Raw genomic sequence first — 20,501 nt, 5'->3', positions numbered from 1 at the left:
GATCTCTATATTTTTAATAAATTATTAACGCTTAGATATATCCAAAAACCGCTCTGCTTCTAACGCTGCCATACATCCCCTCCCCGCAGCTGTTACAGCTTGGCGGAATGTTTCATCTGTTACATCCCCTGCAGCAAAAACACCAGCAATACTTGTTGCTGTTGAATCCGATGCTGTCCATAAATAGCCGCCCCTTTTTTGTTTCAGTTGCCCTTCAAACAGAGAAACAGCAGGATCATGCCCAATGGCAATAAATATTCCCTCTGCTTCCACTTTCATCTCATGACCTGTTTTAACGTTCTTCAAACGTGCTCCTGTTACAACAGCTCCCTTTGCTCCCTGAGCTGGCAGTCCTACAATTTCTTCAACCACATGATCCCAAAGAACACGTACATTATTACAAGCAAATAACCTATCTTGCAAAATTTTCTCTGCCCGAAACTGTTCTCGCCGATGAACCACGCTTACACTTTTTGCTATATGCGATAAATAAAGGGCTTCTTCAACGGCCGTATTTCCTCCCCCTACAACAATAACATCCTTACCCCGATAAAAAAAGCCATCACACGTAGCGCAAGCAGAAACACCACCGCCCATAAAGGTCTGTTCACTTTCTAGACCAAGCCAGCGTGCTTGGGCTCCTGTTGCAATAATCAGTGCATCACAAGAATATTGTGCTCCTGAATCCCCATATAAGACAAAAGGATACGTCAATAAATCTGCCTTTGTAATCGTATCATAGACAATTTTTGTCCCCATATTCTCAGCTTGTTTTGCCATTTGTTCCATCAACCATGGCCCTTGAATGGGGGTAGCAAAACCTGGATAATTTTCCACATCCGTTGTAATTGTCAATTGTCCACCCTGCTGCAACCCTGTTACTAATACCGGCTGGAGCATCGCTCTTGCCGCATAAACCGCCGCTGTATAACCAGCCGGACCGGAGCCAATAATCAGCAGACGAATATGCGATTGTAGCATTAAATCCCCTTTATTTTTCTAAACTTAATTGTTTTACAACTTAATAATTCTATAAATTATAATGGAATACAGTCTTTTAAAAAATATTTTTCAATAGGCTCAATTATGTTATATATGCTTCCTTTAAAGTTTTATGAAAAGATCTGATTATCAATTCATCAAGGCATGCCAATGTTAAGAATTAATCTTTATCCTATAAAGAGAAAAACGTAAATTCTTATGAGCACAAAACCATAATAAAAAGAGATACAAAGATAGGGAACGGTCATTTTTCAGTTTATTATCAATGTCTGTGCACGTTTTGCGTTAATCATGGGAGGAGCAATGCTTTTGCCAATTTTGGTTGATTTGCATGACAAAAACCATAATGGGATAACCTTTCTCTATTCTTGTGCCATAACTACCATGTTAGCAACGCTGATTCTTTTAGCTACGAAGGGAGCTACTTGTCGTTTTTCAGCACGGCTTGGATTTATGCTCACTGTTTGCCTTTGGCTTACAGGAAGCATTGTAGGTGCTTTGCCTCTTTATCTTTCTCCTCTTCCTATTTCTCTCGCAGGTGCCATTTTTGAATCTGTCTCAGGAATTACAACAACAGGCTCCACAGTCCTTTCTGGTCTTGATCATTTATCGCGAAGTATTTTGTTATGGCGTTCTATTATATGCTGGATTGGGGGCATTGGTTTTATCGGTTTAGCCCTCTTGCTTTTGCCTTCATTGCGTGTAGGGGGCGTACGACTTTTTCATATGGAATCATCTGATAAATCTGAAAAAATACTACCCCGCATCAACCAAATTGCGAACGGAATTATCATCGCTTATGTTGGGCTCACATTGGCTTGTATGCTTTCTTATTTTGCTGCAGGTATGAATTTATTTGATGCCATTAACCATGCAATGAGTACGGTCGCAACTGCTGGTTTTTCAACGCATGATGCTTCTTTTGGCTATTTTTCTGATACACCAGCCATCTTAATTATTGCAACAATCTTCATGTTGCTTTCTGCTTTGCCCTTCGTACTTTATGTTAAACTAGTCCTTCCTGGACAATCCAAACGCTTCCTTGACCCACAAGTGATTGTTTTTCTCCATATCGTTCTCCTTTTCAGCTTTGCTTTAGCAGCATGGCTACGGTTTCATGATCATCGCGCTTTCCACTTGATTTTCCTTGATGTCATTTTTCACCTTTCATCCATTATTAGCACCACAGGTTACAGTGCTGAAGATTATCAACTTTGGGGGCCTTTTGCACTTGGAATCTTCTTCATTGTTTCTTTTACAGGCGGGTGTGCCGGTTCTACTTCTGGTGGTATGAAAATCAATCGCCTCATTATTCTTTGGCGTATTACACAAACAAATATAGAAAAACTTCTTTCTCCTAATGTCGTTGTAAAGGCGCGCTACGATCACTCAAATATATCAAACGATGTTGCTCAAGCTGTTTTATTTTTTGTCTGTCTTTATATGTTCTGTCTTGTTATCGGCACTGCACTTTTGCTTACAACCGGTCTTGACTTTACCTCTGCCTTTACGGGCGTATTAACAGCACTTTCAAATGTTGGCCCAGGCTTTGGAGATATTATTGGCCCCGTTGGCAATTTCTCTACAATCAACGATAATGCTTTATGGATTTTAAGTTTTCTCATGTTAGCTGGACGCCTTGAAATCATAACAATATTCGTCCTTTTTATTCCCGCTTTCTGGCGTGAACAATTCTAATGCATAGAGCATTTTATTCTACCATGGTAAAAAATTAACAAGACTAACAGGTATGAACAATATGCGGAATAATATTCAATCTTCAATTAATCAACTGAATATTTCTTAAAATTTTAAATAAATTAGCAGATAAATGATCGACAATAAAAATATTTCGAAAAAACAATCAAGTGTCAACAGCTTTCAAAGCCATAACCTATAACACTTCACATTACATTATTAAGATTCTCTATCAAATAAAACGGATAGATAGAACATCCTTTTTTACAAATAAGCTCTCACACAAAAAATATGAATATTTGCTGATAAAAATGTTTCTTCTCTAATAAGTCATGTCTTTGTAAAAAATATCATTTGTTACAAACTCATAATCTTAAAAAAACATCTCACAATGCTCTTCACTCCCATTTCATGACAGTCTTTATGAAAGATAAAATGATCATTATTATTTTTATTTAAATAATAAGCTGCAAGTCGATAGCAGAAAAAAAAGATATAAATACACCACCATACTATTTTCTTTCTGTTAATGTTACAACAATCTGCACTTCAGGTAATTTATAAGAAATCTCTTTACACCTTATCTTCAATAGTTTTTATCTACCACCTGCCATCTTCTAATTGTGGCTCTCATTGATGTAATATTAACAGATTTGACATGAGAAAATCTTACGATATTCAAAGTTCTTATTCAAATTGAAGAGATAAATTATCTATATGAATCAATATATTGATCTTAGATCCATCTTATTATGAATTAATTGAAAATATGGATGACTATTTTATTCATGGAAATACCATCACTCTCTTTTTTAAGATCAAAAAACATTTTTTTTGCACTCTATTTAAGTCTTACAAAACAAACAAGCACAACAACCATTAAGAGGGTGAATCAATTCCTAGTCTTGATTTAAAACACTATTTTCTTATTCCAATATATCTCTAGAATAAAAATAGCTTTCCTCTCTCCTCGTATGCTTTATCATAAGCCACATCTCGCTCTCAAGCCTATACATTTTTAATCTTTTATCTAAAATTTTGAGAACTTCTTATAGTATTTTCCTAAAGCCAAGATCAACTTTATAAAATAACATTCATATCATTGAGCTATTTTCTTGATGATTATGAAATAACCTTTAAGGGAAGCACTTTTTATCATTCCTCAAGAAGACTTTTGATATAATCTAAGGTATTTTTTCCGCAAACAGTTCTTTGTAAACACTTTCAATCTCGCTTGCCTCTTTTTCCAAAGGAAAATGCGTACGAACGTGCGTTAAAGCCTTCTTTCCAGCTGCCAATGTTTTTTCTACATCAGCAAAATAAGGTTCAATGGCTGCCGTTAAAGCCAAACCATCTCCTGCTTTTACAACCGTTCCTGTTCCTTCTACAACCAATTCTTTATAAGCGCCTGCATCACTCGTTACAACTGCAACCTGTGATGCCATTGCCTCTAATGGTGTTAAACCGAAACCTTCTGTACGAGAAGGTGCAACATAAAGCGATAAACGACGATACCACAAAGGGATGTCTAAAATCTCACCAAGAAAAATAATGCGCTCTTCTAAACCCGCTTCTGCAACTTTTTGGCGTAATTCTTTTTCAAAACGATAATGTTGCTCTGTTGTACGACCAGCGATAAGTGCTGTCCAGTCTAGGTAGCGTGGCAATAATGCTATCATAGCATCAACAAATAAATCTGTTCCCTTTGAGCTGCGCAAACGCCCAAAACATCCTACCGCATATTTTCCTGGAAATCCTGTCGAAGCAAAGCAATCATCATGCATCTGTGGTGACGTAAAACGCCTCACATCCACGCCATGCATAATAACCTTATGTGGCACTTCTAAATAAGCGCCCGTATGTGTACTGGTAGCAATAACCCTATCCATACGGCGAATCAACCATTTGGTAAAAGGCTTATGATGGCGTTGTGAAGCCGATGTAAAGATAAGTTGCAGCTTCATACGCAAGACATCACGCAACAAGATCCCAAAAAGCATCTCAATATTGCGCCTTGCATGCCAAATACGAAACGACTTCCCTTTCGGACTTTTCCAAAGTCCGAAAAGGTCCCGAAAGGCAAGAGCCGGCAATTTTTTTGGTAATCCAAACCCTAGCGTGGCTATACGTATACCCTGTTCGCGCTGCAGTGGAACAAGCTGAATAATCGTAGATGTCACTCCGGATAAACGCCTTTTAAAGTGAGGCACAATAATCTCAGTTTCTTCCAACAACACACGCATAACTATTTAGATATTCAAATGTACTGAACCTTAATGATTTCGTAATTATGCGCACCACCAGGAGCATTCACTTCAATCACATCACCCTCTTGCTTGCCAATGAGTGCACGTGCAATCGGCGAAGAAATAGAGATTTTACCAATCTTTACATCAGCTTCTTGATCCCCTACAATCTGATACACCTTTTTTTCTTCAGTATCTTCATCTAAGAGTTTAATAGTCGCTCCAAATTTGATTTTATCGCCTGAAAGACGAGAGACATCTATAACTTCTGCTCTTGCGATATAATCTTCAAGCTCATTGATACGCCCCTCATTATGACTTTGAGCTTCTTTAGCAGCGTGATACTCGGCGTTTTCTGACAAATCACCATGGGCACGCGCCTCAGAAATTGCTTCAATAATTCGTGGACGTTCCTGTTGTTGACGCCAACGCAACTCTTCTTTAAGACTTTCAAAACCAGCTGTAGTCATCGGAACTTTTTCCATAATCCGTCCCTTTCTATTACACGGAAGGTTTAATAAAAACACAAAAAACGGCTTCCAAAATTACTTTTGGAATCCGAAAACTACGATCTTCCTCATTATATAGCACAGTATCCCTGTTTTCCATATAAAAATAAATAAAGGGAACAAAACATGCACTAATAATGTTTAAAACATCTCATTTTGGTGTTTAAAACGTTAAACTTCGCTCTCCTCCTAAAAAAGTCTTATAAAGAAGAAAGAATTGTAATTTTTTTTGTTTTATCATAGTCTAGCAACAAAAATCATACGGTATATAAAGAGAGAGGGATAATTTCTAAAGAAGTTCTTTGCAGAAAAATGAAAAAATTCGTCATTTTTTTTATGTTGGGCTCTTTCTTTTTAGCCACAACAATATCTAAAGCAGCAGATGCCTTTGTGACAACAAATCTTAATTTTAGAACAGGACCGAGCACTCAGTATGCAGTTTGTGGCTTAATCTCTGCTGGAGAATTGGTTTTTGTTAAAAACTGTGAAGGAAATTGGTGCCATATCCGACATAACGCTCAAAGAGGTTGGGTATCATCGCGTTATCTATCATTTAAAGATGGCAATGACCTTTATCACACATACACAATGTCTTTAGTTCCAAAACAGAACCCATAGATTATTCTTCATAACAACCATAATAACTCATACCCCCCTCTTGAAGATCAGCATAGCAAGAATGCAATAATATCCCACGAGCGGCTGCAAATATGCCCCTACTAAAGAAACATTTCGAAGAACTCCTGTCATAGAAAAAACTTATCAATATACTCATGAAAGTGCCAATAAACCAAAACAAATCATTCAATAACGTTTTGCTGTTCTTGTAATAAAATTGTAAAAATTAGTATTTTCTTTAAAATCACCAGAACTTTTCTCTCAAAGGATACAACAATGAAAAATGGTGTTACTGCAACCGTAGAAGCTCTTTCTGCCCTCATTGCTTCAGGTAATCCTCTTTTTAAGAATGGTGCATTATGGACACCTCATCGTCCTATTCGTCCTGAAAAATCTGAAGGCGGTATTCCATTTCAACTCGAAACATCCTTTAAACCGGCGGGAGATCAGCCTCAAGCTATTAAAACTCTGGTCGAGGGAATCGAAAAAGATGAACGCACACAAGTGCTTTTAGGGGTTACTGGCTCGGGAAAAACCTATACGATGGCGAAAGTCATTGAACAAACACAACGCCCAGCTCTCATCTTAGCCCCCAATAAAACTTTAGCGGCACAGCTTTATGGAGAATTTAAAAGCTTTTTTCCTCACAATGCTGTCGAATATTTTGTTTCTTATTATGACTATTATCAACCAGAAGCCTATGTTGCACGCTCTGACACTTATATTGAAAAAGAATCCTCTATTAATGAACAAATCGACCGGATGCGCCATGCCGCAACACGTGCCGTCTTAGAGCGTGATGACGTTATCATCGTGGCATCTGTCTCCTGTATCTATGGGATTGGCTCGGTAGAAACCTATACAGCCATGACCTTCCAAATAGAAAAAGGGGACAAACTCAATCAACGAAAACTCTTGGCTGATTTAGTCTCTCAGCAGTATTATCGACAAGATATCAATTTCACTCGTGGTTCCTTTCGTGTGCGAGGAGACACAATTGAAATTTTTCCAGTCCACCTTGAGGATCGAGCATGGCGTATCTCGCTCTTTGGCGATGAAGTAGAAACAATTACGGAATTTGATCCTCTAACGGGACAAAAAACAGAGGATCTTCAATCTATTAAAATTTATGCCAATTCACACTATGTAATACCACGTCCAACCTTAAATCAAGCCATGAAAGCCATCAAAATGGAACTGGCTCAACGTCTTGATGAATTGAATGCTGCTGGACGGCTTTTAGAAGCACAACGCTTAGAACAACGTACAATTTTTGATTTAGAAATGTTAGAAACAACGGGTTCATGTCCGGGAATTGAAAATTATTCACGTTATTTAACTGGACGAAATCCTGGTGAACCACCACCAACCTTATTCGAATATATTCCACTCAATGCTCTTGTTTTTATCGATGAAAGCCATGTCACGATTCCCCAAATTGGTGGCATGTATCGCGGTGACTTTCGCAGAAAAGCCACTCTCGCAGAATATGGTTTTCGCCTCCCTTCCTGTATGGATAACCGTCCTTTGCGCTTTGAAGAATGGGATGCTATGCGCCCACAAACAATTGCCGTCTCCGCAACACCAGGACGCTGGGAAATAGAACAATCCCATGGTATTTTTGCTGAACAAATCATTCGTCCAACAGGGCTTGTTGATCCAGAAACAGAAATTCGTCCAGCACGCACTCAAGTTGATGATGTTGTCAATGAAATTCGTAACACAATTCAAAAAGGCTACCGTACATTGGTCACTGTCCTCACCAAGCGTATGGCCGAAGATTTAACGGAATATCTCCACGAACAAGGTATTCGCGTCCGCTATATGCATTCCGACATTGATACATTAGAGCGTATTGAAATTCTTCGCGATTTGAGGCTTGGTACCTTTGATGTTCTCATTGGAATCAACCTTCTTCGAGAAGGTTTAGATATTCCAGAATGTGGTTTTGTTGCCATACTCGATGCCGATAAAGAGGGTTTTTTGCGCTCAGAAACTTCGCTCATACAAACCATCGGACGCGCCGCACGCAACGTAGATGGTCGGGTTATTCTTTATGCCGATACAATTACGGGCTCTATAGAACGTGCTTTACAAGAAACACAAAGACGTCGAAAAAAACAAATAGCCTATAATAAAGAGCACCATATCACACCAACCAGTATCAAAAAAAATATCGACGATATTCTCAATGCAGGCAATGAAAACCAAAAAACTCTTACAAATATTCCTGATTTTATCACGCGAAGTAATATGGATCACAACAATTTAGCAAGCCATATTCAATCACTGGAAAAATCAATGCGTAAAGCAGCAGCAGATCTTAATTTTGAAGAAGCAGCTCGACTTCGTGATGAAATAAAACAACTCCAAAAAATAGAACTAGAAATCGTGGATGATCTCTTAAAATAGTATCGCGAACACCTTTCCCATGTTCCCCTTAACTCTTAAGTGACATAAATCTTGATCACGAAAATTCACTCATAGATACCAACGTTTTGAAAACTAACCAAATCTCACAAAATACTTTTCATAAAATGGCAAAAAAAAACAACGAAAAACTCTCCTCAACAAATAATCTAAAAATCTCAAAGACTTTCAAATAAACCTTGAATTTCTTAAAGCCCACGCGAAATACTCATAAACAAAACATACTGTATACTTCAATAGAAATTGTCTCATATAAAGAAAATAAGGATCCCTTAAAAAACTTTAAATATGAGGCTTTTTAGAAAAATTTTTTTTAATTTAAATATGTTATGCTCGAAAGTTATAAGATTTAAAAAAAATCTAAATTCTCAATCAATAATAATAAATTAAAGAGAATATTTTTTATAATCCAGAAAATTTATTTATAAATGTAATTTATCGTTTTTTATAGTGCATAAGAACCAAAAGCGCCGTAAAATTTTCTCATTTTAAACCTGTTTGTGATGAAACAAAAAACGTCCGACTTACACCTGATAAAAAAATGCGCATTAATATAAAAGATTTAACCTATCAAAAAATGAACAATTATCTATGAATTCAAAAATATAACATATCTCTTCGTTATAAAAGTATAAGTTTATGATAAAATTGATGATATTTTTGATTCATATTTTTATTTTTTTAAGTTATATGATGCAAGAATTATCTCTTCAATAAGAAGTTTTGTTATTTTTGTAGAAAATGAGACTTTATGGATATAATTTTTTAATTAACATAAATAGAGTATTTTTTATGAAAAGCGATCTTTATTTCTCGTTTATTTTATCATTTTTTTTCAACCAAATAGCTCTTTATTCGTTTTGTCAAAATAAAGTCACAAGTCATTCAGGTTATATTCAGTTTATCACGTGTATGATGTAAAAAATATGTATTGAAGTTAAGGAGTGTCGCTATGAAAAAATCGAGTAAATTATCGGTATTATCGGCGGTATCAGCAGCAACCATTTTGGTGCCAATAGGTACAGCGCTTGCAAATAGCCAATGGATGAATAGTGAACATCCTATTGAGAAGCAAATAAATGATATGAGAAACGGTATGAATAAGCAGATAGAGGATATGAGGAAAGGAATGAATACGCATTTCCCTTCTTATAGTTCTAACAGCCGCTCTACTGTTGAAAGACATCATTCCTCTCATTCTCATCCTCACCGACATGTTGACCATAAAAGGCGAGAACATCATCGTCATCATGTTGAACGCAAAACATATCATTATGTAGAGCGCAAAAAAACAACACATCATCATATACATCAGCATCATGTAACGCGTAATAACTCAGGAGATGCTTTAGCAGCAGGTATTCTTGGTCTTGCCGCCGGAGCAGTTCTTGGCAATGTTTTGAAAAAAACAGAACAGCCACAAATTATCTACCACCCCATGCCCCAAAGGCAAGTCGTATATCAAGAGATTCCGCAAGTGGTGTATCAACAAGTTCCTCAAACCCAAATCATTTATGAATCTCAATCAACAGCCATATACCAGCCACTCCAGCAACCATGGACGCGTGAATGGCTTCAATATTGCAAGAAAAAGTACCGTTCATTCAATCCCCAAACAGGTACTTTTAGAGGCTATGATGGGCAAAACCATTTTTGTTATGCTCCATTGAACTAACATCTCTGCTTTGCTAAGAAAATTTTAAGTAACCCCAAAACGCTTTAAAGCGTTTTGGGGGTTATGTTCTTAGATCTTGAAGAAAAGGATTCCACTGACGTTCATAACCTATATAGCTTCCAGGACCATGCCCACAAATGAAACGAACATCATCCCCTAAAGGTAAAACTTTTTCTCGAAGTGATTTCATCAATTTTTCATGCGAAGAAAAAAGAAAATCTGTACGCCCAATAGAACCACGAAAGAGAACATCACCCAGTAAAGCAAAACGTTCTTTTTCATTAAAATAAATAACATGACCAGGAGAATGCCCTGGTGTATGAAAAACCCTAAACACGTGGTCAGAAAAATGAACACTATCGTTATCTTCTAACCATTGATCAGGAATACAAACAGAGGCATCCATGATACCATAGCTTCTTGCACTCTCAACCACAGAATCCATTACAGGCTTATCATCGTAATGTGAACCGACAATTTTAACGCCAAGGGCCTCTTTTGCTTGCATTGCCGCACCCACATGATCAAAATGACCATGGGTTATCCAAATCGCTTCAACGGTAATATTCATTCTTTTAATGACTTCTTGAATTCGAAGCCACTCTCCACCAGGATCCACTAAAACTCCCACTTTTTGTTCCTTATCAAAAAGCAGAGTACAATTCTGCTGAAAAGGCGTAACCGGAATAATATGTGTACTAAAATGACTCATGAACCCCTTTTCAAGCTTATAAGGAATATTCCCTTCCTCCTATAGGATAGCCTGCTCGACAGCTTTATGCAACTTATGTAAAATTAAATCTTTTGAAAAAATAGTTTAAAGGTTTTGAAGAATGACCAATCACGTTCAAGTTTTGTGTGACGATGCCCCTCACCTTCTTGTGATTGATGACGATACACGTATTCGCAATCTTTTATTTCAGTTTCTCATTAAAAATGGATTTCGTGTTTCAGTTTCAGCCAATGCTCATCAAGCAAGGCGATTATTGGCAAGTTTAGATTTTGATCTTCTTATCGTTGATGTCATGATGCCCGGTGAAAACGGTATTAGTCTTACCCGTTCACTGCGCCAAACAAAAGATGTTCCTATCCTCATGCTCACAGCTTTATCAGAAATAGATAGTCGTATCCATGGATTAGAAGCAGGTGCAGATGATTATCTGGCTAAGCCATTTGATCCTCGTGAACTTCTTCTTCGCATCAACGCCATTTTACGACGCGTTTTTTCCCTTAGCCAACCCAAAATTGAGCAAATCGTTTTTGGGCCTTATATTTTTTCAATTTCACGGCGCGAACTCAAAAGGGGAGGAGAAATTATTAAATTAACCGATAAAGAACAAAAAATGATGGTCATTTTCGCCGAAAATGCAGGGAGCATCATTCCACGCCATCAATTTGCAATGGATGACAAAACTATCGGTGAACGTGCTATTGATGTACAAATCAACCGCCTTCGTCGTAAGATCGAAAGAAATCCAGCACTGCCTATATGGCTTCAAACCGTGCGAGGAATAGGGTATAAACTCTCAATTGAATAGGCGTAAGAATGATCAAACCTTTAAAATTTTTTTTTCGATGGTTAACGAAAAAGATGCCTAAACGGCTTTATGCTCGCTCTTTGATCATTATTATCGCTCCCATGGTGCTTCTGCAAACGGTCATTGCTTACGTCTTTATGGAACGGCATTGGCAAATGGTAACGGAGCGTCTTTCAATGGCTGTTGTACATGATATTTCAGCCATTATTGATATTATTGAAACATATCCGCAGCAAGATAACTATGAAGAAATCAAACGTATTGCACAACAACGTATGGGCTTAAACATTTCTATTCTCTCTCCTAGCCCCTTACCCCCTCCAGGACCTAAGCCATTTTTTGCAATTCTTGATTATTTTCTCAGTGAAGAAATCACCCGCCAAATCAATCGTCCCTTCTGGATTGATACCGTAGGGGATTCTGACCTTGTTGAAATTCGTATCCATCTTGGTCACAACATCTTGCGCGTCTTTGCGCCACGCAGCCAAGCTTATGCTTCCAATACTGCTATTTTTTTAAGCTGGATGGTAGGAACAGCCCTTGTTTTATTACTGATAGCAATTTATTTCTTGCGCAACCAAATTAAACCCATTCAACAACTCGCTAAAGCAGCTGAAAGTTTTGGACGTGGTCGTCCTTTACCAAAAGGATTTCAACCACAAGGAGCCGATGAAGTTCGTCGTGCTGGCATTGCTTTTTTACGAATGCGCGAACGTATTGAGCGGCAAATAGAACAACGCACTATGATGCTTTCAGGTGTGAGCCATGATTTAAGAACTATTCTTACACGTTTTAAACTTCAGTTAGCATTAGCCAATACTGATTTTGATATTAAGCCGCTTGAGCAAGATGTCAGTGATATGCAAAATATGTTAGAAGATTATCTTGCTTTTGCCCGTGGCGAAGGAAGTGAAAGTGTCAAGACTTTTGACCTCAATGCTCTTATGCAAAAATTCTCCGCCGATGCACATCTTCACAAACGTCAATTTTCTTATACTATTAAAGGTCCTACACAGATACACGTACGTCCCCGTGCTTTCACACGCTTGGTCAGCAATCTTGTTTCAAATGCATTTTCTTACGGTACAACCATTAAACTAACAGCCAACTCTCAACAAGAATCTTTTATATTGATCATCGACGATGATGGACCTGGAATTCATAAAAACATGCGTACAGAAGTTTTTAAGCCATTCTTCAGAATTGATAAAGCACGAAATCAAGATGCAAGTGGAACAGGACTTGGCCTTTCTATTGCTCAAGACATAGCACGCAGCCATGGTGGCAATATACAATTGGACGAGAGCCCACTTGGGGGATTACGCGCTATTCTTGATATCCCCCTATGAGCAATCTTTCAGCAAACCGTTTGTAAATAATAACAGACTTTATATTTTAGGCATTCCCTACAGTTTCAAACAAAGTGTACTGTAGTGCCTTGTAAGCGCTTTCTCCCGATAACGCCACCATCTGAAAGGCAACATAATGGCTTTCACAGGCTTTCAGTGCGTGTATCAACAATGTTTCAACCTGTATATAGGATGGATGCACTCCACCAGCCAAAAGAAGACCTTGCCGATAAATAACCGAATTATTCCTTTGCCAGTAATCAAAATGCCCCAATAACAATTTTTCATTAATCGCGAGCAATAAGCGTTGTATTTCCGCTGTTCGAGTATTGTCAATAGAAAGATCAAATGAACAGGCCAAATGCAGTGCTTCCTGCTCTTCGATCCATGAAAAAGCAAGACGATAATTTGCCCGTTTCCCTTCCACACAAACGCTAATTTCATCTTGGGCATCCCGCTCAAACGACCAATCATATTCACAGGCAATCTGTTCGATAAAGTCAACAGGATGCTCTTTTCTTTCTATGGCGCAAAATGCAAGCCTCATCACAATCCTCAATCATCTTAAAACATTGTCAACAGAATATAAACCGCTTAAATTGTAACAATATTTTGTTACAATCAGAACCGTTACACCAAACAAATACACATTAAAAACACCCACACTACCCGCCCCCCAGAACACAATCGCGCTCTTTAGGGAAACCTGATAATCATAAAACGAATCATCAAGTCTTTTCAGTGTATTGATACAATTTCATAGCGCCAGCCCCCCTGATTTAAAAAAACGTATTTTACCCCCCAAAAAAATTAAAAACAAACAAACATGCCGCTCTAACAGACTCAAGATTAAGCATTTTTTAGTTCCACGCATCATATTGAAAAATTGGGGATATTTTTTTGAAGATTCTTTTTTTAGAGAAACTATTTTATTTTTTTCGCGTCTGCTCTTTTTCTAAATCATCAAGACGCTTTTTCAAATCAGCATTATCAGCATGGACTTTCAGCACCATCTCTTTAAAGGTCTCAAATTCTTCACGTGAAACAAGATCAAGTTTATTGGCTATCTTTTCAGCTTGCACACGAAAAGCTGTTCCAGCTTCACGTCGTATACCTTGTGCAACATCAGCAGCATCTGTTGCTAATTTTGCTAATTCATCAAGAATACGGTTTGATCCATTACGCATAACATTTTTCCTTAAATTTTAATCGACGCACGCATTATAGCGTATCCTCATAACATTTAGATACTGTAATTTGTTCCTTTTACTCTATTTTTACTCTACTATGCATATTTTTCATGATGATTTTGTTTAAAAATTTTTATATCCTTTTTTATCGCCGTAATTTTTTACCATAATAAACGAGTGGAAATCTATTGCGCTTCCCGGCTTATCATCTTCCTGACTTGACCATTGTGCATTCATCTGTCATTCCTTGCCATCAGAGTCACTTCATATCCATCTTATATAATATAATGTAAAGTGCTTAATTCATGAACAATCTTATCTGTCCAGCCATTGCTTTTCCGTCTTTTCTTGATCCTGTCATTATCCAGCTAGGACCCATAACACTTCATTGGTATGGGCTTGGTTACGTCGTGGGGATTCTTTTTGCTTGGTGGTATGCGCAAAAATTATTAACAAAACCATCTCTATGGCGTAAAAACCACCCTCCTATGGATAAAGAAAAGATTGGAGATTTTGTTGTCTGGTCTGCCATAAGTGTTGTTGTTGGAGGGCGTTTAGGACAAGTCCTTGTATGGGATCCTCTTTATTACTTTAGCCATCCAAGTGCTATCATTGCTGTATGGGATGGGGGAATGTCTTTTCACGGTGGTCTTATTGGCATTATCATTGCAATGATTTTATTCGCCCGTAAAAATAACATCAATATACGAGCGATGTTTGATATCATTGCTGCCGGTGCTCCTATCGGTATTGGCATTGTACGAATCTGCAATTTCATCAATCAAGAATTATGGGGTAACGTTACCACGCAACCTTGGGCAGTTTGTTTTCCCCTAGATCCTTACTATTTACCGCGGCATCCAAGCCAACTTTACGAAGCATTTATGGAAGGATTTCTTCTCTTCATTCTTCTCTTCATTGTTATTTTTGCCTTCAAAGCATTCAAACGCCGTGGGACTGTGTCAGGAATATTTATTATAGGCTATGCAATAGCACGCAGTATCTCAGAAGTTTACCGTGCTCCTCAAGAAGATCCAGAATGGTTCTCGACCCTTTTCCATTCTACAGGCTTTACCTATGGCATGGCTTTATCTCTTCCCATGCTTCTTTTAGGATTTTATCTCCTCCTTCAAGCATTTAAAGACAAATCTACAGAAAATGGCATCCCTCAAAGAAAAAATTAAAGAAATCATCGCATCTCATGGCCCCATTACTGTCAGTGAATATATGACATTGGCGCTCACAGATCCTCAATTTGGCTATTATCAAACACAAACACCTTTTGGACCCACTGGTGATTTCATAACTGCCCCTGAAATAAGCCAATTATTTGGAGAAATGATTGGCATTTGGCTTCTTGCAAATTGGAATGCCCATGGTTGCCCTCACCCTTTTATTCTCGCTGAAATAGGACCAGGACGTGGAACTTTGATGGATGACATTTTGCGAACCATTCAAAAGCTTTCTAAAACAGCATTTAATGCTGCTGAGATTTTTCTGATCGAAATAAGTAAAAAGCTCGCAAAAGAACAAAAAAAGCGTCTTTGCTCTTATCAAAAAAAAATCCATAGCATTGAAAATTTTAATCAAATTCCTTCAAAACCTCTCTTCCTCATTGGTAATGAATTCCTCGATACACTCCCCATCAACCAATATATTAAAGTCAATGGAGAATGGAAAGAACGCTGTATTACAATCAATCAAGATGGAGATTTCATCTTTATTGCTGCCCCGCATAAGCTTCCCTCTTCTTGTCTACAAACCTATTGTTCTAAAGTCCCTGACGGAACAATTTTTGAACATGCCCCCTTACGCCATCAATTTATGCAACAAATCAGCAACCATTTAGTACAAGTCACAGGCTCTGCTTTGCTTATCGATTATGGGGCTCGTGATCTTGCCTTTGGTGATACTTTGCAAGCACTCTCAAAACATAGATTTCGGGATGTTTTTGATGCCCCTGGTGAACATGATTTAACATCCCATGTTGCTTTTTCTTTTTTAAAAAATATAGCTCTTGAACAGGGCTGTTTTGCTGAAATCTTCGAGCAAGGAGAATTTCTTTTTAAAATGGGGCTCATGGAGCGTGCAAAACAACTTGGAGTGGGCAAAAGCGTTTCCTTGCAAGATAAAATCCGCCAAGATATCGAACGGCTCGCTGGTCCAGATCAAATGGGTAAACTATTTAAAGTTTTACATCTCAGTGATAAAAATATATCTATACCTCCCCAATTTTGATGATCAGTAATTTTGTCAATAAGTACATCATTATCCGAAATATTCATTAACAAATACAAACATCTCTTCCACTTCAAATAATCTCATAAGGAACTTTTATGAAGCCTATCCCTCATCCCATCCTTGCAAAAAATCTCTCTACTTTATACTCCCATGGGATAAAACATGGATTTTTTACACGTCAAGCTGGTGTTTCAAAAAACTTTCATAGCTTTAATGTAGGAAAAAGATCAAACGACCAACCTGAACATATTGTACAAAATCGTCTTTTTATTGCTGATTATTTTGGTGTTGAATCGCAAAGTTTAGTCACGGTTAATCAAATACATTCTTCTGATGTCATCGTCGCTCATCAAGTAATTATCGGTGTACAACCTCCTAAAGCTGATGCTCTTGTCACGACTACACCAGGTCTCGTTATTGGAGTTCTTACAGCAGATTGTGGCCCAATACTGTTTGCTGATCCACAAGCTGGGGTCATTGCCGCAACACATGCTGGCTGGCGCGGAAGCCTAAATGGAATTATTGAGAAAACAATTGCAGTTATGGAAAAACAGGGAGCCAAAAGACAATCAATAACAGCAGCTCTTGGACCTTGTATTGGCCCACACCACTACGAAGTAACAAGTGAATTCTACGACCAATTTATTGAGTGTCACAGTAAATTTCAAAAATATTTTTTAAAAACAGAAAAAGTCAATCACTTTCATTTTAATCTATGGGCATTTATTATCAATCAACTCAAAGAAGCAGGCGTTAATGCTTCTTGCGTAGAGCTTTGTACCTATCAAAATGAACAGATTTTTTTTTCTTATCGACGTGCAAGACACCGCAATGAACCTGATGATGGGCGGCAAATTTCTGCTATTATGTTGAAATAAATTTTTTTCTCACAAAAAGCTCAAAACCGCAAACAAAATAATGTCGATAAAATAAGTATGCTTTTTTCTAAAGTGCTTTTTTCATAAAAATCCTTATTGGCGTCATAAACACGAAAACTGTTGCGATGAGAAATAAAACGAACTCTTCGTTTCAACGTTTGATTATAATGACCTTTAATACGTCATTATTTAAACATAAAATACCATTGAAGCTATTTTCTAAATCAAGTAATATATGAAACTTATAGAGATAAAAAATATTTTTCTATCGTAGATCCTCCCATACAAATAAACGGCAGCCTTTGTTTTTTCTTAGCAATTTCAAGAATCAACTCTACAGGGAATAAAAATTTGGGAAAAAGAGAAAACGTACCGCATAGCTCTTTAACAATAATCAATAAAATTGTAAGGCTTTTGTAATTGTTTTCTTGCAATTTAATAAAAAGAAACTAAAAACCCTGTTGCATTCCTACCATGATTATTCAGAGGTTCTACTATGAAACTTTTCTGCGGAAATTCTAATCCACGTCTCGCTGAAGATGTTACAAATTATTTGAACATCCCCTTAGGTAAAGCAACTGTAAAGCGCTTTGCTGATCAAGAAATTTTCGTAGAATTGCATGAAAATGTACGAGGCCAAGATGTGTTTGTTTTGCAATCTACATCTTATCCTGCAAATGATCATTTAATGGAATTGCTCATCATGATTGATGCTCTTCGTCGTTCTTCTGCGCGTCGTATTACAGCGGTGATACCCTATTTTGGCTACGCCCGCCAAGATAGAAAGCCTGGACCACGGACTCCTATTTCTGCAAAACTTGTTGCCAACCTGATTACTGAAGCAGGCGCCCATCGCGTTTTAACATTGGACCTTCATGCAGGACAAATTCAAGGTTTTTTTGATATTCCTACGGATAATCTCTATGCTGTTCCTGTCATTTCTCGCGATGTCAAAATGCATTATTCTCTTGAAAATGTTATTGTTGTTTCACCTGATGTGGGTGGTGTGGTCCGCGCTCGCTCACTCGCCAAACGCTTGAACAGTTTGCTTGCTATTGTCGATAAACGTCGTGAACGCCCTGGTGAATCAGAAGTTATGAATATTATTGGAGATGTATCGGGGAAAGATTGTCTTCTGCTGGATGATATTGTTGATTCTGGTGGGACTTTATGCAATGCAGCAAGTGCTCTGCTTCAACACGGTGCCAACAGTGTCACGGCTTATATCACGCATGGTGTTCTTTCTGGGAGTGCTATTGAGCGCATTACCCATTCAGAAATGAAAGAATTGGTTATTACAGATTCAATTATGCCAACAGGAGCCATTGAGAAAGCTCATAATATTCGCGTTTTGCCCATCGCCGACCTCATTGGAGAAGCAATCGCTAGAACAGCAGCAGAACAATCTGTTTCCAGCTTATTTGGTTAAAGTGGTTCTTTGGGATCTCCTGGTGCCGTTTCGACACCAAGGTCAGGAAATGCAACGATGCGTTGACCACTAAAATGCGTATGAATAACAATGAGTCCGCGCTCTTCAAAGTAGGTTAAGAGCCGACGTGCACGACTTAAAGAGTGTGTCCCATAAAGACGGGCTAAAAATGCATCAGATGGGCATGGCTTTCCACCCAATGCGGACTGTGCCACATTCAAGAAGACCCCTTGGACATCATCTTCCAAACTTTCTGATATTTGCAAAATATATTTCCAATGTTCACTGACAGCTGTTTGTTCATCGACAAAAGCTTGAGAAATCGCCAATTTACGCCGAAATTGTGAAAGATTAAAAGGAACCTTAGACATACCATGGATACGGCAACGAACCGAAAAATCTTGATAAAGCACCGCTGTTGAACGATAAAAAGCCTCAGGATCCTCAAGAATTTCCCGAATAATTTGTTCTGCTTGACACTCTCGCTCAACACCAGAAAGTTCAGGAAATAAACTTAGATTTTCTTCTAAGTCCTCTTGTTTTTTATGCACCACCTCCTCTAACATCTCGTGCATTGATTTTTCTCTCATAGACTCTCGTATTTGTTTAAATGGCGTTAAAATTTCCTCTGGTGAAGCCGTAAAAACGAGTTCTTTTGCATCTATGTTCTCTGTTGGAAGTGGCATTAATTTAGGGCTAGAAGAGCGTGCTAAAGTTTCAACCGAACCAATGATAATCGGTAAGGGACGTCGTGATAAAGCAGGACCTAAAGCGATAAAATGTCCCCGCTCAAGATCTCTAAACATTTCCGCTTGACGGCGCTCCATCCCCAAAAGATCAGCCGCACGCATCATATCAATATCTAAAAAAGTCCGCCCTATTAAAAAATTTGAAGCTTCAGCAGCAACATTTTTGGCAAGCTTAGCTAAACGTTGTGTTGCAATAACACCGGCAAGACCACGTTTACGTCCTCGACACATAAGATTGGTCATAGCGCTCAGAGAAATTTTACGCGCTTCATCGGAAACTTCTCCTGCCGCAGTTGGCGCAAACAATTGTGCTTCATCGACAACGATAAGCATAGGATACCAATAATCACGCTCCACATCAAACAATGCTCCAAGGAAAGCCCCCACAGCACGCATCTGTTGTTCGGTATCCAACCCTTCAAGATTAAAGACTACCGAAACCCGATGTTGCCGAATGCGATGGGCAATACGCGTCAATTCTAATTCACTCCGTTGAGCCTCTACAATAACATGACCAAATTTATCGGCCAAAGTTATAAAATCCCCCTCTGGGTCAATCACACAGTGTTGCACCCACTTAGCACTTTGTTCTAAAAGACGGCGTAAAAGATGTGATTTCCCTGAACCGGAATTCCCTTGTACAAGAAGACGTGTCGCCAATAATTCTTCCAAATCAAGAAGTGCTGGCATCGTTTTATGCAAAGCACGACTCTCTGACATCTCACCCAAGGCAATCTCAACCTTCATAACATCTCCAGTGTTTGATTTTAAACATATCAGCGCCTATTGGTTGATTCTCCATCCACACCGCAATTTGTAACATTTCCTCCTTTTAAACGGTAGAAATCATCGATTTTTCCCACAACTCTTGCATCTATGAAGAGTTTGAATTATAGAACAAACTTCTACGTAGACACCCTTGGAGGCAACGTAGAATGGAGCAATCGCT

Annotated in this window: 17 protein-coding genes; 10 read left to right on the top strand and 7 right to left on the bottom strand. The window is 38.2% G+C overall.

The genetic code is table 11. From position 1 onward, the window contains the following. Positions 1 to 24 precede the first annotated feature (24 nt). Positions 25 to 981, bottom strand: coding sequence for a thioredoxin-disulfide reductase (gene trxB, locus D1093_RS05300; RefSeq protein WP_120101139.1), 957 nt, complete (start codon positions 979 to 981; stop codon positions 25 to 27). A gap of 324 nt (positions 982 to 1,305) precedes the next feature. On the opposite strand from trxB, the gene D1093_RS05295 reads away from it, so the two are divergent. Beyond that, positions 1,306 to 2,700, top strand: a complete 1,395-nt coding sequence (locus D1093_RS05295; RefSeq protein WP_120101137.1) for a TrkH family potassium uptake protein — start codon at positions 1,306 to 1,308, stop codon at positions 2,698 to 2,700. Positions 2,701 to 3,884: 1,184 nt separating this feature from the next. Here the strand turns inward: D1093_RS05295 and D1093_RS05290 are convergent. Further along, a complete protein-coding gene (locus D1093_RS05290; protein ID WP_120101135.1) occupies positions 3,885 to 4,943 on the bottom strand; it encodes a glycosyltransferase family 4 protein in 1,059 nt (352 codons plus the stop codon). 14 nt (positions 4,944 to 4,957) lie between these two features. Then, positions 4,958 to 5,431 (bottom strand): transcription elongation factor GreA, encoded by a 474-nt coding sequence (greA, locus tag D1093_RS05285; protein WP_005773808.1) that lies wholly within the window; start codon positions 5,429 to 5,431, stop codon positions 4,958 to 4,960. Between the two features lie 336 nt (positions 5,432 to 5,767). On the opposite strand from greA, the gene D1093_RS05280 reads away from it, so the two are divergent. The 3 genes from D1093_RS05280 to D1093_RS05270 all read left to right on the top strand — a co-directional run bounded on the left by D1093_RS05280 (position 5,768) and on the right by D1093_RS05270 (position 10,178). Beyond that, positions 5,768 to 6,073 (top strand): SH3 domain-containing protein, encoded by a 306-nt coding sequence (locus D1093_RS05280; protein WP_120101133.1) that lies wholly within the window; start codon positions 5,768 to 5,770, stop codon positions 6,071 to 6,073. Positions 6,074 to 6,349: 276 nt separating this feature from the next. Beyond that, entirely contained in the window at positions 6,350 to 8,485 is a 2,136-nt protein-coding gene (gene uvrB, locus D1093_RS05275; RefSeq protein ID WP_120101132.1) for an excinuclease ABC subunit UvrB, read from the top strand. Between the two features lie 970 nt (positions 8,486 to 9,455). Further along, positions 9,456 to 10,178, top strand: coding sequence for a BA14K family protein (locus tag D1093_RS05270; RefSeq protein ID WP_120101130.1), 723 nt, complete (start codon positions 9,456 to 9,458; stop codon positions 10,176 to 10,178). 61 nt (positions 10,179 to 10,239) lie between these two features. Here the strand turns inward: D1093_RS05270 and D1093_RS05265 are convergent, their stop codons facing one another. Continuing rightward, positions 10,240 to 10,890, bottom strand: a complete 651-nt coding sequence (locus D1093_RS05265) for an MBL fold metallo-hydrolase (protein WP_120101128.1) — start codon at positions 10,888 to 10,890, stop codon at positions 10,240 to 10,242. Between the two features lie 121 nt (positions 10,891 to 11,011). Here D1093_RS05265 and D1093_RS05260 point away from each other — a divergent pair, with 121 nt between their 5' ends. Both D1093_RS05260 and D1093_RS05255 read left to right on the top strand, forming a co-directional pair. Beyond that, positions 11,012 to 11,716, top strand: a complete 705-nt coding sequence (locus D1093_RS05260) for a response regulator (RefSeq protein ID WP_120101127.1) — start codon at positions 11,012 to 11,014, stop codon at positions 11,714 to 11,716. 8 nt (positions 11,717 to 11,724) lie between these two features. Beyond that, on the top strand, positions 11,725 to 13,065 hold the full coding sequence (locus D1093_RS05255; protein WP_078674172.1) for an ATP-binding protein: 1,341 nt from the start codon (positions 11,725 to 11,727) through the stop codon (positions 13,063 to 13,065). 46 nt (positions 13,066 to 13,111) lie between these two features. On the opposite strand, the gene D1093_RS05250 is transcribed toward D1093_RS05255, so the two are convergent. Together D1093_RS05250 and D1093_RS05245 are read right to left on the bottom strand one after the other, a co-directional pair. Continuing rightward, on the bottom strand, positions 13,112 to 13,612 hold the full coding sequence (locus D1093_RS05250) for a type III secretion system chaperone family protein (RefSeq protein ID WP_078674173.1): 501 nt from the start codon (positions 13,610 to 13,612) through the stop codon (positions 13,112 to 13,114). 382 nt (positions 13,613 to 13,994) lie between these two features. Then, positions 13,995 to 14,252, bottom strand: coding sequence for an accessory factor UbiK family protein (locus D1093_RS05245; RefSeq protein ID WP_120101125.1), 258 nt, complete (start codon positions 14,250 to 14,252; stop codon positions 13,995 to 13,997). 308 nt (positions 14,253 to 14,560) lie between these two features. Here D1093_RS05245 and lgt point away from each other — a divergent pair, with 308 nt between their 5' ends. The 4 genes from lgt to D1093_RS05225 all read left to right on the top strand — a co-directional run bounded on the left by lgt (position 14,561) and on the right by D1093_RS05225 (position 18,803). Beyond that, a complete protein-coding gene (gene lgt / locus D1093_RS05240) occupies positions 14,561 to 15,439 on the top strand; it encodes a prolipoprotein diacylglyceryl transferase (RefSeq protein WP_120101123.1) in 879 nt (292 codons plus the stop codon). Further along, positions 15,414 to 16,493, top strand: a complete 1,080-nt coding sequence (locus D1093_RS05235; protein WP_120101122.1) for a class I SAM-dependent methyltransferase — start codon at positions 15,414 to 15,416, stop codon at positions 16,491 to 16,493. Before lgt ends, D1093_RS05235 begins: the two co-directional genes overlap by 26 nt. 98 nt (positions 16,494 to 16,591) lie before the next feature. Next, positions 16,592 to 17,374 (top strand): peptidoglycan editing factor PgeF, encoded by a 783-nt coding sequence (pgeF, locus tag D1093_RS05230; RefSeq protein WP_120101120.1) that lies wholly within the window; start codon positions 16,592 to 16,594, stop codon positions 17,372 to 17,374. A 496-nt stretch (positions 17,375 to 17,870) separates the two neighbouring features. Then, complete coding sequence (locus D1093_RS05225) at positions 17,871 to 18,803, top strand: ribose-phosphate pyrophosphokinase (RefSeq protein ID WP_120101119.1); 933 nt, start codon at positions 17,871 to 17,873, stop codon at positions 18,801 to 18,803. Here D1093_RS05225 and D1093_RS05220 read toward each other — a convergent pair. Then, the gene (locus D1093_RS05220) at positions 18,800 to 20,299 is read right to left on the bottom strand and encodes a helicase HerA domain-containing protein (RefSeq protein ID WP_120101117.1); all 1,500 of its coding nucleotides are present in this window, start codon (positions 20,297 to 20,299) and stop codon (positions 18,800 to 18,802) included. The genes D1093_RS05225 and D1093_RS05220 overlap by 4 nt on opposite strands. Positions 20,300 to 20,501 lie beyond the last annotated feature (202 nt).

The sequence above is a fragment of the Bartonella kosoyi genome (assembly GCF_003606325.2).
Classification (GTDB): Bacteria; Pseudomonadota; Alphaproteobacteria; order Rhizobiales; family Rhizobiaceae; genus Bartonella; species Bartonella kosoyi.
This window is presented reverse-complemented; position numbering and strand designations above follow the sequence as displayed.